Origin of the sequence: Anoxybacteroides voinovskiense (assembly GCF_014196205.1) — a bacterium.
GTDB lineage: Bacteria > Bacillota > Bacilli > Bacillales > Anoxybacillaceae > Anoxybacteroides > Anoxybacteroides voinovskiense.
This window is the reverse complement of the sequence record NZ_JACIDE010000009.1, coordinates 111,420-124,605: the sequence shown is the minus strand read 5'-3', so window position 1 is coordinate 124,605 and position 13,186 is coordinate 111,420. Positions and strand designations below refer to the sequence as shown.

The following is a 13,186-nucleotide window of genomic DNA, read 5'->3' as shown; positions in this document are numbered from 1 at the left end:
TTAGAAAACGCTTACAAACACTGGGTTATTTAAACCAAATATATCCAGAGAATCGAAATATCAAAAAAAATCTCCCACAAACTCTTGACTCAATCTCCGGCTTTTCTTTCGTTGACTTCTTTCTACATATAAGGGATAATATTAGTTTGTTACTGTTATTTTTGTTGGAGGGTTTGGACGATGAGCCGGGAGCGATATCCTTTTTCATTAGAAAAAAACGAAAACTTTTTCGATAAATTAGGTGAATGGATTGGCGACGTATTTTACGATATTTTGCCGGAAGCAGGGTTTGAATTGCGCGATGAGCAAGTATATATGGCGTTTCAGCTCGAACGTGCATTTAAAGAGAAGAAAGTGATGTTTGCGGAAGCGGGAGTCGGAACAGGGAAGACGATCGTTTATTTGCTTTATGCGATTTGCTATGCCCGCTATACAGGAAAACCAGCGATTATCGCCTGTGCCGATGAAACACTGATTGAACAACTTGTCAAAAAAGAAGGCGATATCGCAAAAATTTCGCAAGTGCTCAACTTACATATTGATGTGCGTCTTGCAAAATCCCAAGACCAGTATGTATGTTTAAATAAACTTGACCAGGTGTTAATGTCCGATGACGAAGAAATAGAGGTATATGAACAAATTTTTGACGAACTGCCGGCATTTGTTCATGATCACAAAACGCTACAATCGTTTTATCATTACGGCGACCGAAAAGAATACGCCCATTTAAGCGACGAGCAGTGGGGAAAAATCGCATGGGATCCGTTTCAAGACTGTTTTGCTTGCGAGAAGCGCCATCGCTGCGGACAAACGTTATCGCGCGAACATTACCGAAAAGCAGCCGATTTAATTATTTGTTCGCACGATTTTTACATGGAGCACGTGTGGACGTATGAAGCGCGCAAACGGGAAGGGCAGTTGCCGCTATTGCCGGAAGCAAGCTGTGTCGTGTTTGACGAAGGGCATTTATTAGAATTTGCTGCACAAAAAGCGCTCACGTACCGCATGAAAGAAACGACGCTTGAAACGTTATTAACACGCTTATTAGAAAACGATGTTCGCGAAGAACTAGCGTACTTAATTGAAGATGCGCTCGAAGTGTGCGACCGCTTTTTTACGGAACTAGGAAATTGCGCGACCGAAGTCATTGGCTCCAATCGCCAAGAGCTAACATTTTCGGAAGACTTAATCCGCTTCGCGAAGCAATTGGCACACACGCTTGAAGCGATTGGCAATGAACTCGTATTAGAAAGCGAAACGTATACAATCGACCATTATCAGTTAAATATCGTCGACGAATATTTAGACCAAATCGAGCATTCGCTTCATTTATTCCTGCATAACCGCGAAGCGATTACATGGCTCGAAGCATCATCAGAAGGGAAAACGCTTGTTATTATGCCGCGTACTGTCCAAGAAGTGCTGCGGGAAAAAGTATTTAGTAAAAAAATGCCGTTTATTTTTTCATCGGCGACATTGTCCAACCAAAAATCGTTTACATATCTCGCCGATAGTTTAGGAATTGACGACTATTTATCGTTCAGTGTCGATTCACCGTTTGATTATGAAGAACAAATGGCGATTTATATGCCAACTTTTACAAACGACGAGACGCTATTTACGAAAAAATATCGCTATGCACTACAAAAAATTCAAGAAACGAACGGGCGGGCGCTGATTTTGTTCCCTTCTAAACAAGAATTGCATCAATTTAAACAAGCTGCGCAGCATGAACCGTTTTCTTTCTTATTTGAAGGCGATCGAGAAATTAGTGAACTTGTTGCCGAGTTCCAACGAGACGAAGAAACGGTGTTATGTGCGGAGCATTTATGGGAAGGGCTAGACATCCCCGGCCCGTCTTTGTCAAACGTGATTATTTGGTCATTGCCATATCCGCCGAACGACCCGGTCTTTCAAGCGAAGCGAAAAGCGTATGCCGATCCGTTTTGGCAAGTGGACGTCCCGTATATGTTGTTAAGGCTGCGCCAAGGGGTTGGACGCCTCATTCGCACCCATGAAGATCGCGGCATTGTTTCTATTTTTGTGACGACCGACGAAGACAAACGGGTCATCGAAGCAATCCGAAACGTACTACCAACTACGATTAGGGGAGAATAATTTCTTCCCTATTTTTGTTCAATCAAAAGGAAAACGCCGATTCGGAGCGAATTATATAGGGCGAGCAAAGGAATAGGAGGATTGTTATGGTAAAAGAAGTAGAGCAACAGTTTTTGCGTTATGTCAAAAAAATGATGAGCTATAACGAAGCAATTCAAGTGATGTATTGGGATATGCGGACAGGAGCGCCGAAAAAAGGGCTTGAGCAGCGGTCGGAAGTCATTGGAGTACTGTCCGAAGAAGTGTTCAAAATGTCGACGTCAGAAGAAATGGCGGCATATATCGCTAAATTGTCGCCAGCTAGCGTACAAGCACAATTATCCGACGTTGCTCGGCATACGTTAGCGGAGTGCAAAAAAGAATACGAACGAAATAAAAAAATTCCAGTAGATGAATATAAAGAATACGTTATTTTACAAGCGAAAGCAGAAAGCGTCTGGGAAGAAGCGAAAGCAAAAGCAGATTTTTCGCTCTTTCGCCCTTATTTAGAAAAACTCGTCGCGTTTAATAAAAAATTCATCGACTATTGGGGATATGAAGGGAATCCATATAACACGCTGCTTGATGTATACGAACCAGGCGTTACGGTGGAAGTGCTCGATAACGTATTTGCGAAATTGCGCGAACGAATCGTTCCGCTCGTGCAAGCAGTTGTCGCTTCTCGTCATCAGCCTGACACGTCATGTTTGTTTCATTCATTTCCAAAAGAAAAACAGCGCGAGTTTAGTTTGCGGCTATTAAGTGAGCTTGGCTATGATTTTTCGGCAGGGCGGTTAGATGAAACCGTTCATCCATTTGCCATCGGCTTAAACCCAGGCGATGTCCGAATTACGACGCGATACGATGAACGCGATTTTCGCACGGCGCTATTCGGAACGATTCATGAGTGTGGTCATGCGTTATATGAACAAAACATTGCGGAAGAATTAACGGGCACTCCACTATGCACGGGCACATCGATGGGGATTCACGAGTCGCAATCGTTATTTTACGAAAACTTTATCGGTCGCCATTATTCGTATTGGAAGCGAAATTATCCGCTACTTCAACAATATGCGCCAGAACAGTTTGCTAACGTTTCGCTTGATGATTTTTATCGAGCGATTAACGAAGTAAAGCCATCGCTCATTCGCATCGAAGCGGACGAATTAACGTATCCGCTGCACGTCATGGTTCGGTACGAAATCGAAAAAGGGCTGTTTAACGGAACGATCGATGTGAAAGACTTACCAGATATTTGGAACGCAAAATATGAAGAATACCTCGGCATTCGCCCAGAGCATGATGGGGTAGGGGTATTGCAAGACGTTCATTGGTCTGGAGGCAGTTTTGGCTATTTCCCTTCCTATGCGCTCGGATATATGTATGCAGCACAACTACACGAAGCGATGTTAAAAGATATCCCGAACGTTGCCGAACTGCTTGAAACAGGAGAGTTATTGCCGATCCGAGAATGGCTAACCGAAAAAGTGCATCGCTTCGGAAAAACGAAAAAGCCGCTCGACATTTTGCAAGAGGCAACAGGGGAAGGGTTAAACGTAGATTACTTAATCCATTATTTAGAGGAAAAATATAAAGCGATTTATCGATTATAACAAAAGCGCAAAGCGCCCGCCTATCGGCGAAGATCGCACAAGCCCCACCGAGGAGGCTTCGCCGCCGCAGCGTGGGGCGGAGCGACTCGAGCCGATGGCGCTTGGAGCTAGACAGCGCTCCACCTAACGGTAAGATTTTATACTTTCTTACCTTTAAAAAAAGGGGATCCACGTAGGATCCCCTTTTCTTTTACCATAGTTTATACCCTTTAGAACCAGGCGGTGCGTTTTGAATCATATCAATGAACGGAATCGTATATGCGATTAAAATTAACGCAACGGTAATACCAATCCAAAGTTTCCAGTTTTCCATCGCAAGCGGTGTGCGTTCTGCTCCTTCTGCCACTTCGGCCACAGGGAACTCTGTTTCGCCTTTTGGAGCGAAAAACGCTAAGTTTGTAATGATGATAAGCACTAAAATAATACCGATGAACAAAATCGTTCCGCCGACCGCTTGGGCGATTTGGTACGGGATCCATTCAAGCGCCTGCGGCGAATTGCCGTACGTAGAGAATGCCGAGCGGCGAGGGGCGCCTAATAATCCTTCAAAATGCATCGAGCCAGACATAAATGTCATACCAATAACCCATACGATCGTTTGAATAATCGCCAACCGGTTCATCGCTTTTGTCATGACGCGTCCGCTTAAATGTGGCACAAGCCAGTAAGCAGCACCAAAGAATGTAAGGACAACTGTTGTCGCTAATGTTAAATGGAAGTGTCCTGTAATCCAAATTGTATTATGCACCACTTGGTCAAGTTGGTGAGAAGCGTTCACAAGTCCACCAGCACCAGCTGGGATAAAGAACACCATGCCGACAAACGGTGCAAAGAAGCGAGCATCTCCCCAAGGAAGTTTACGCAACCATCCGAACAGACCGGTTGCTCCTTTCGAGCGACCGTATAACTCAAACGTTGCGAACATCGCAAATGCAGTCATCAACGATGGGATTGCGACCATAAACGTTAACACAACTTGCACGTATTTCCAGAACGGATCAATCCCTGGCTCCATTAATTGATGGTGGAAACCGACTGGAATCGAGAAGAACAAGAACAAAATGAACGATAATCGCGCTAACGAGTCAGAGAAAATTTTCCCACCGATAATTTTCGGTACAATCGCATACCAAACCATATATGCTGGCAATAACCAGAAATAAACAAGTGGGTGTCCAAAGTACCAGAACAATGTCCGGCTGACAAGCACGTTGACACGGTCAACAAGCCCTAGCGACCAAGGCAATAATTGAATTAAGACAGTTGCTGCTACCCCGAGCGAACAAACAAGCCATAAAATCATATTTGCAACAGCCATAAAGGTAAGAAGCGGGCTTACTTGTTTTGGATGTTCTTTTTTCCAGCGAGCGTAATGGGCAAATATAGCAAAACCGCTCACCCAGCTACCGACGACAACAAGTGTTAAGCCGAGATAAAACCCTGGATGCGCTTGTAGCGGCGCATAAAACGTATAAAGCACCGACGCTTGACCGATTAAGATAAAGAACGCGGTGATTGCTGTACCGACGGTCATGAGCCAGAAGCCGACCCATCCCCAGAAGCGAACACGGTCAGAAAACGTTCCGGCAGTACGGCTAACGGCAGCGAATTGAAACCCGATAATGAAAAACGTCGTTAGTACAAGTCCGAGCAGTACACCGTGAGTGGTTAAAATAGTATAATAGCTAATATTTGCAGGAAGCTCAAATTTTCCAGAGCGGACTAGTGTTTGTAGTAGCCCGGCTAATCCGCCTAATCCCAATGCAATAAACGCAACATAAATATGAGCCAGCGCCAATTTGGCGTCGCGCCGATCGACTTTGACCATTTCGTTCATGTTAATCCACCACCTTAATTCGTGCTGTCATCATATGGTGACCAGCACCACAATATTCGTTACATAAAATCGTATATTCCCCTGTTTTATCGAATGTTTTCGTGAACGAGTTCACATATCCAGGTTCAACCATCATGTTAATGTTTGTTCCAACAACTTCAAATCCGTGGATGACGTCTTTTGTTGTAATGTTAATCGTTACTTTTGCGCCTTTTGGAATTTCCACTTGTGCTGGTGTAAATGCAAACGCAGCGGCAACCATATTTAACTGATACTCATTGTCGCCTGTTTTCACAAGTCCTGGTTTATTAAATGGCGGCGTTTGGTCTACTTTCTCCGGATCAATGGTTGTTAAGCAGCTAGGTGGTTGATTTCCTTTCGCGAATGCGCTCACACCGATAATGGTTAAAAAGACGAATAAACAGCCAATTCCGAAAACAAGCCAAATTTTTTCATATTTGTGTATGTGCATACGCCCATTCTCTCCTTTCTCTTATAGACGTTCTAAAAATAGATAATACACGCTTACCCACGTGAAAATGAGGAAAAACCCTAACAAAAAAACGGATGCCAGTGTCCCCTTCAAGTTGTCCTCTCCTGTTGCTTTTCCTTTCATTTTTTCTTTTGCCATCCTCCCATACCTCCTTTCTTTCTATCCCCCAAACGATTGTTTACACTTTCATAATACAAAACTAGCGGCATTTTGGTAGGGGATTTTCACCATTTCACAAATTGTTCATTACTTACTTTACCACTATAGTAACAGTAAGAAATTGATATAACAGTGATTTTCATCACAAGAGAGAGCAGAAAATTGTGAAGAAAATGTGAACGTATTCATTCCAAAAAAGGAATTGAAAGCGTTTTATTTGCTGTATAGAAAAGACTAGAAAGGGGATAGTATAAAGGGGGTGTTCATATGCCAGCAATTCTATCGGTCGGGACGGCATCATTGCCTTACAAAGTCACGCAAGATGAAGTACGTGAATATGTCGGACAGCTATTTGGCCGATCGTTTCCTGAACGGTTATTGACGGTTTTTGCGAATGGGGGCATTGAGTCGCGCTATTTTGTTCAGCCGCTCGAGTGGTACCGACAAACTCGAACGTTCGCGGAAAAAAATGAAATGTACATAAAAAGTGCGGTTCGTTACGGATGTGAAGTGGTACAAAACTGCTTACAAACCGATTCCTTCCTCGAACGTGCCATCGCCTATGAAGAGATTGAAGCGATTTTTTATGTTTCCACGACAGGGCTTTCGACGCCAAGTATTGATGCGAAAATGATGAATCACTTGCCTTTCTCACTGACGACAAAACGCATTCCGATTTGGGGACTAGGGTGTGCGGGCGGAGCGGCGGGATTGGCACGGGCGTATGAATATTGCTTAGCCTTTCCGAAAGCAAAAGTCATTGTCATTGCCGCCGAGTTTTGCAGTTTAACCTTTCAGTTATCTGATCGTTCGAAAAGCAACTTAATCGGCACATCGCTATTTGCGGACGGGGTGTCATGTGTTTGTGTCGCAGGGGACGAAGCGGTGGACAACCGTATTCGCCCACGAATCATAGCGACACAGTCCATTTTCATGCCACATTCGGAAACGGTCATGGGGTGGGATATACGCGACGACGGATTTTTTGTCATTTTTTCCAAAGACATTCCGACAATCATTCAGTCGTGGCTGAAACCGAATGTCGTCGCTTTTTTGCAACAGCACGGACTAATGATGAACGATATTGATCATTTTATTGCCCATCCAGGCGGAAAAAAAGTTATCGCCGCTTACGAGCAGGCGTTAGGGATCAATGAACAAAAAACAAAAATTTCATTCGATGTGTTGCGCAAATTCGGAAATATGTCCTCTGCGACCATTTATTTTGTTCTTGAGCAATTTATGAAACAGTCCATTCCAAAAGGGCAAGTAGGCTTAATGCTCGCGCTCGGTCCAGGATTTAGTGCGGAACTTATTTTGCTAAGATGGGAGTGAGAACGGTGTTTTATGCGTTCTTCTTTTTTCTTCTTTGTATGCGGGTGGGGGAGCTTTTGCTTGCCAAACGAAACGAACGCATCGTCAAAGCAATGGGGGCAAAAGAATTTGGGCAAGCGCATTATCGGTGGATTGTTTTATTGCATGTAGCGTTTCTCTTTTCCTTTTTCCTCGAAGCGCTGATGAAAGGAGCAACGCTTTCGTCATGGTGGCCATTCCTTCTTCCGCTCTTTTTTGCCGTTCAACTACTGCGCATATGGGCGCTTTTTTCGCTCGGGGTATTTTGGAACACAAAAATTTTCGTCGTTCCAAACGTCATCGTGCAAAAAGGCCCGTATCGGTTTTTACGCCATCCGAACTACGTTGTTGTCGTGCTTGAAATAGTGCTTATTCCTTTGCTGTTTCGTGCCTACATCACAGCAATCGTTTTTTCCTTGTTGAATGCCTATCTTTTATCCATTCGTATTTCGGCAGAGGAACAAGCACTCGCCACGATGACGAACTACAACGAAATCCAAAAACGCCCACGTTTTTTTCCTGCTAAATAGCTAGCGGGATTTTTTTTGCATTTTTTGTTGGGAAATGAGCGTAAATACAGTAAAATGGGTATATATCATGCAATAAGGGGTTTTGGTACAATGATGCAAGTGACACAACGTTCATCATTGCGTCCATGGTTAGAAAAATTAACGTACATGCATGACGAATGGATGAACAAAGGGGATGTGGAGAACGCCAAAAAGGTAAGGCAGCTATTGCGGAAGGTGGCGAATGAAGAATTTACGATTGCTTTTTGCGGCCATTTTTCCGCAGGAAAATCAAGTTTAATTAACGAGTTGCTCGGCGAACCGTTACTTCCGTCAAGCCCGATTCCGACGAGCGCCAATCTCGTGAAAGTGAAGGCAGGAAAGGAGTATGCGCGCGTTTTTTACAAACATGAACCACCAGTCGAGTACGCTGCGCCGTATGACTATGAGCAAATTCGCTCCTATTGTAAAAATGGGGATGACATTGAAGCGATTGAAGTTAGCCGAAAGACGACGCGCATTCCAGATGGGGTAGCGATTATGGATACGCCGGGCATTGATTCTACCGATGATGCCCATCGGCTCGCAACGGAATCCGCGCTTCATTTAGCAGACGTTGTGTTTTATATGATGGACTATAACCATGTGCAGTCCGAATTAAACTTTCAGTTTACGAAAGAATTGACAAGCTACGGGAAATCGCTCTATTTGATCGTCAATCAAATTGATAAACATCGCGATGCGGAATTGCCGTTTCGTTCGTTTCAGCAGTCGGTGCAGGAAGCGTTCCGTAACTGGGGAGTGTCCGTCTCACGCATTTTTTTTACGTCGTTAAAAGATCGAAACCATCCGTTTAATGAGCTGAACGAACTCGTCCATTTTTTACAATTGCTGTTTGCTGAACGAAACACACGGCTTCTAAACGGAATAGAAGTAGCGGCAAAACGGCTGTTAAATGACCATCTCGCCTATTTAGAAAGCGTGGACGCCGAACGAGAAGCAGTTGTAAACGATCGCCTCGCTCAACTAGCGGATGTACAAACAATCGAAATGTTGCAACAACAACAAGAAATGCTCGAAAAGCACATTCATGAAACAGAAGCGACGTTTCGCCAAGAGCTCGACAACGTATTAGAACATGCGTACATTATGCCGTTTGAGACGCGTGAATTGGCACATGCGTACTTACAGTCCGTACAACCGGACTTTAAAGTAGGATTTTTGTTTAGCAAGGCAAAAACGGAACAAGAACGAGCAGCACGGTTAGCGGCGTTTTATCACAATTTGAAAGAAAAAGTGACGTCCCAAATGGAATGGCACGTTCGCGAACAGCTCGTTCGTTTTTACAAACAACAAATGTTGCAAGATCCGGCATTAATGAACGAATGTCAATCGTTTACCGTTTCGTGGAACGAACAGTTATTAGCGGAACTAGTGAAAAAAGGAGCAGGCGTGACTGGAGAATATGTGCTAAATTATACGAACGATGTAGCTGCTGAATTGAAAAAACGATACCGAAACGAAGCGCTAAAATTGTTTGCGTTGATGTTTGCGACATGGAAAGAAACGATCGAAAAAGAATGTCAACAACTGGCGCTTGAACTAGAAAAAGCACGTGAAAAGCAGCAGCTAATCGAAGAACAAAACGCCCGACAGCACTATCGTGAACAAACGTATATGCACCAACTTTCGCTACTAGCGGCGGACGCACCGGCAATAAAAATCGCGGATAGCCGCCTTGCTGAACTCGTTTCTGACGAGATACTGGTTCGAACAGAAATTGCTCGTCGGGGAGAGCAAACACAACCGTCTGTTTCTTTCCAACCGGAAGAGAAACGTCCAGAACCGTCTACTAACAGCAAAAAAGCAGCAGAAACAATCCGTCATTTACGCGAAGCGGCTGATCTTGCGAAAGGTATTCCAGGAATGAACCGTTTCATTCATGAACTAACGGAAAAAGCAAAACGACTAGAATCTCGCACGTTTACGGTTGCATTGTTTGGGGCGTTTAGTGCAGGAAAATCATCGTTTGCCAACGCGCTAATGGGGGAACGTATATTGCCATCGTCGCCAAACCCAACGACGGCAACGATTAATAAAATTGTGCCACCAACAGAAGCGAAGCCACACGGCACAGTCATCGTTCAAATGAAAACCGAAAATCAACTATTCAAAGACATCCAATATTCGCTCCGTTATTTTCAGTTAAAAGCGGAAACGTTACAAGAAGCGCTGCTTGCTAGTGAGCAAGCGCTCGGAAAAGAGGTCGGGGCAAAAGAAAAACCGCACTACGCCTTTTTACAAGCTGTTATTCATGGCTATGAACAAATAAAACCGTTGCTTGGGCAAACGGTGCAAATCGACCTCGACGAGTTTCCGTCCTACGTCGCCGATGAAACGAAGGCGTGCTTTGTCGAATGGATGGAGCTTTATTATGATTGTGCACTTACTCGCCAAGGGATTGTGCTTGTGGACACACCGGGAGCTGATTCCATTAACGCCCGCCATACGGGAGTAGCGTTTGAATATATTAAAAACGCGGATGCGGTTTTGTTCGTTACGTACTATAACCACGCCTTTTCTAAAGCGGATCGGGAATTTTTAATTCAGCTCGGGCGCGTCAAAGATACGTTTGCGATGGATAAAATGTTCTTTATTGTCAACGCTGCGGATTTGGCGAATTCGAAAGAAGAGCTTGCGACAGTTGTTGCGTACGTAAAAGACCAGCTCGGTCAATTCGGGATTCGGTTTCCGCGGCTTTATGCGGTCTCGAGCCGGTTGGCGCTCGAAGAAAAACTTGGGGAGCGTTCTTCCAATGGGGTGTTAACTAACTCTGGCATTCAAGCATTTGAAGCGGATTTTGCCCGATTTATTATGGACGAATTAACAAACGTTGCAATTATCGAAGCGTACGCCGAAATCAAACGGATGCACGAAACGTTAGTAGACTACATTCGACAGTCTGAACAAAGCAATGAAGAGAAGGAAGCAAAAGTAAAACAGCTGTCTGATGAACAAGCGCTCATTCGCCAAGTAGTAGAGCAACTGAACGTCGAATCAGACATTCAAGCGCTCACGCAAGAAATTGCCGAACTGACGTACTATGTGAAACAGCGCCTGTCGTTACGAATGAACGACTGGTTTAAAGAAGCGTTCAATCCAGCAGTGCTGCGCGACGATAACCGAAATATACAACAAGCGCTAGTTGCCTGCTTACAAGAACTCATTCAGTCGGTCGGCTTTGATTTAGCGCAAGAAATGCGGGCGACAAGCTTACGAATCGAGCGGTTTTTAACAAAAAAAGCGCACGAACAGTTTCAGCTGCTTGCGACCGCTATTGCGCGCATTCATCCAATGCCGCTTTCCGAAGCGCAGCTTCCACCGTTTACAACGCCTGATTTCGCCCTTGCGCTCGAAACAATCGACTATTCTAGATTCAAAAAGGCGCTATCGCTATACAAAAATGCGAAATCATTTTTTGAACGCGATGAAAAACGGTTGATGAAAGAAGAAATCGAAAAGCAATTACAGCAACCAATCAACGAGTACGTATCGGAAAACGAGCAGTTGCTTCTTTCGATTTATACGGCGCAATATGAACAAGGCATCCGCTATTTAGCGCATTCGCTGCAACAACAAATCGATGACTATTTCGCTGGTTTGTTGACCGCGTTGACGACGATAATCGACGTCCCGATGTTGCAGGCGGCTGCTGCGCAATTGGAAGCGATCTTAGCGATAGGAGATTAAACATTATTTACCGAACGTGCGGCAAGGAGGGGATTTGGTTGACACGTTTTCACGCTTGCGCAACATGCATTCATTACCGGCAGCAAAAAACAGGCCACGGGATACGCCGCTATTGCCAGCGGCTTGGGTATGAAACGAAGCCATACTATCAGTTTCGCTGTTGGACGCCGAAGCCGCACGTTCAAGCACTCATCGAAAAAGAACGAAATCGAGAGGAGAAGAAAAATGAGTGAAGTACATCACGCGATTACGGCTCATTCTCAGAAACAACATGCGCTTATTCGCCAATTTTTGCAGTTAGACGCGCAAAGAGAACGATATATTGAAGAAGCGGTTTCGCTTTGTCGGAGTGGACAGCCGTTTACGGTCGACTTCATTAACGCGGTGACAAAGCAAATAAACGAGCTAGCAAAACAAGGCATCGTTCCGCAACGGACGTATGTAACGAGCGATATGGTAAAAGAATATGTCAACCGGCTAACGAAGGAGGCAAGCCAATGAGCTATATCGTTTCGTTTGACTGGTTGGCCGAGCGGTTAGACGCGGTGAGCATTATCGATTGCCGTTTTTACTTAGGGAATCCAACGCGCGGTTTGGAAGAATATATTCGCGAGCACATTCCAAATGCGCTATATTTCGATTTGGAAAAAGATTTATCAGGGAACGTGCAAACGCACGGAGGAAGACATCCACTTCCAGACGTTTCGGAATTCGTGGCGAAGTTGTCCGCTGCCGGAATCGATCAGCAAACAACGATCGTCGCCTATGACGACCAAGGAGGCGCGATGGCGGCCCGCTTTTGGTGGTTGCTTCGCTATTTAGGGCATCGACACGTCTATGTATTAGACGGTGGCTATACGAAATGGAAAGAACGTGGGTATCCGACGACAAACGCGATTGTTCCCGTCAAGGAGCGAACATTTCTCCCGCAATACGACCTATCGTTGCTTGCGACAGTGGATGACGTACGTAAAGCAATAGAAGACGAAACCGTCATTTTAGTGGACTCCCGTGAGCGCAACCGGTATTTAGGGATAGAAGAGCCAATCGATCGAGTGGCTGGACATATCCCTAGGGCGAAGCATTTCTTTTGGAAAGAAAATTTAACAGCCGACGGCTTTTGGAAAGAGCTGAACGAACAAGAAAAACGATTTGCTGCGCTTCCGAAAGATGCGCGAATTATTGTGTATTGCGGCTCAGGCGTAACCGCTTGCCCGAACGTGTTGGCGTTGTCAGAAGCAGGTTATTCGAACGTGCAATTGTACGTTGGAAGTTGGAGTGACTGGATTTCGTATCCAGAAAATCCAATTGCCAAAGGTGAAAACTAACTGCATATTTTTTCTCGCGCTCTCCACACTAAAAATGTACGTCT

11 protein-coding genes are annotated in these 13,186 nt (G+C 44.7%); 8 read left to right on the top strand and 3 right to left on the bottom strand.

Annotation, left to right across the window (positions count from 1 at the left end; all coding sequences use genetic code 11):
* Positions 1-180: 180 nt before the first annotated feature.
* Together GGR02_RS08415 and GGR02_RS08410 are read left to right on the top strand one after the other, a co-directional pair.
* Entirely contained in the window at positions 181-2,118 is a 1,938-nt protein-coding gene (locus tag GGR02_RS08415; protein WP_183184281.1) for an ATP-dependent DNA helicase, read from the top strand.
* Between the two features lie 86 nt (positions 2,119-2,204).
* Positions 2,205-3,713, top strand: a complete 1,509-nt coding sequence (locus GGR02_RS08410; RefSeq protein WP_183184280.1) for a carboxypeptidase M32 — start codon at positions 2,205-2,207, stop codon at positions 3,711-3,713.
* A gap of 190 nt (positions 3,714-3,903) precedes the next feature.
* Here GGR02_RS08410 and GGR02_RS08405 read toward each other — a convergent pair whose 3' ends face one another.
* The 3 genes from GGR02_RS08405 to GGR02_RS08395 are packed head-to-tail and all read right to left on the bottom strand — an operon-like array spanning position 3,904 to position 6,181.
* Entirely contained in the window at positions 3,904-5,550 is a 1,647-nt protein-coding gene (locus GGR02_RS08405; RefSeq protein ID WP_373286615.1) for a b(o/a)3-type cytochrome-c oxidase subunit 1, read from the bottom strand.
* A 1-nt stretch (position 5,551) separates the two neighbouring features.
* The gene (locus tag GGR02_RS08400) at positions 5,552-6,022 is read right to left on the bottom strand and encodes a cytochrome c oxidase subunit II (protein WP_183184279.1); all 471 of its coding nucleotides are present in this window, start codon (positions 6,020-6,022) and stop codon (positions 5,552-5,554) included.
* Positions 6,023-6,043: 21 nt separating this feature from the next.
* The gene (locus GGR02_RS08395; protein WP_183184278.1) at positions 6,044-6,181 is read right to left on the bottom strand and encodes a cytochrome c oxidase subunit 2A; all 138 of its coding nucleotides are present in this window, start codon (positions 6,179-6,181) and stop codon (positions 6,044-6,046) included.
* Between the two features lie 288 nt (positions 6,182-6,469).
* On the opposite strand from GGR02_RS08395, the gene GGR02_RS08390 reads away from it, so the two are divergent.
* The 6 genes from GGR02_RS08390 to GGR02_RS08365 all read left to right on the top strand — a co-directional run bounded on the left by GGR02_RS08390 (position 6,470) and on the right by GGR02_RS08365 (position 13,142).
* Entirely contained in the window at positions 6,470-7,537 is a 1,068-nt protein-coding gene (locus GGR02_RS08390; RefSeq protein ID WP_183184277.1) for a type III polyketide synthase, read from the top strand.
* Positions 7,528-8,085: an isoprenylcysteine carboxyl methyltransferase family protein gene (locus GGR02_RS08385; RefSeq protein WP_183184276.1), complete on the top strand. Its 558-nt coding sequence runs from the start codon at positions 7,528-7,530 to the stop codon at positions 8,083-8,085. Before GGR02_RS08390 ends, GGR02_RS08385 begins: the two co-directional genes overlap by 10 nt.
* 90 nt (positions 8,086-8,175) lie before the next feature.
* Positions 8,176-11,814: a dynamin family protein gene (locus GGR02_RS08380; RefSeq protein ID WP_183184275.1), complete on the top strand. Its 3,639-nt coding sequence runs from the start codon at positions 8,176-8,178 to the stop codon at positions 11,812-11,814.
* Positions 11,815-11,852: 38 nt separating this feature from the next.
* Positions 11,853-12,047 (top strand): hypothetical protein, encoded by a 195-nt coding sequence (locus GGR02_RS08375; RefSeq protein ID WP_183184274.1) that lies wholly within the window; start codon positions 11,853-11,855, stop codon positions 12,045-12,047.
* Complete coding sequence (locus tag GGR02_RS08370; protein ID WP_183184273.1) at positions 12,040-12,315, top strand: YpbS family protein; 276 nt, start codon at positions 12,040-12,042, stop codon at positions 12,313-12,315. The genes GGR02_RS08375 and GGR02_RS08370 overlap by 8 nt, the downstream gene beginning before the upstream one ends.
* Positions 12,312-13,142 (top strand): sulfurtransferase, encoded by an 831-nt coding sequence (locus tag GGR02_RS08365; RefSeq protein ID WP_183184272.1) that lies wholly within the window; start codon positions 12,312-12,314, stop codon positions 13,140-13,142. The genes GGR02_RS08370 and GGR02_RS08365 overlap by 4 nt, the downstream gene beginning before the upstream one ends.
* The last annotated feature ends 44 nt before the right edge of the window (positions 13,143-13,186 follow it).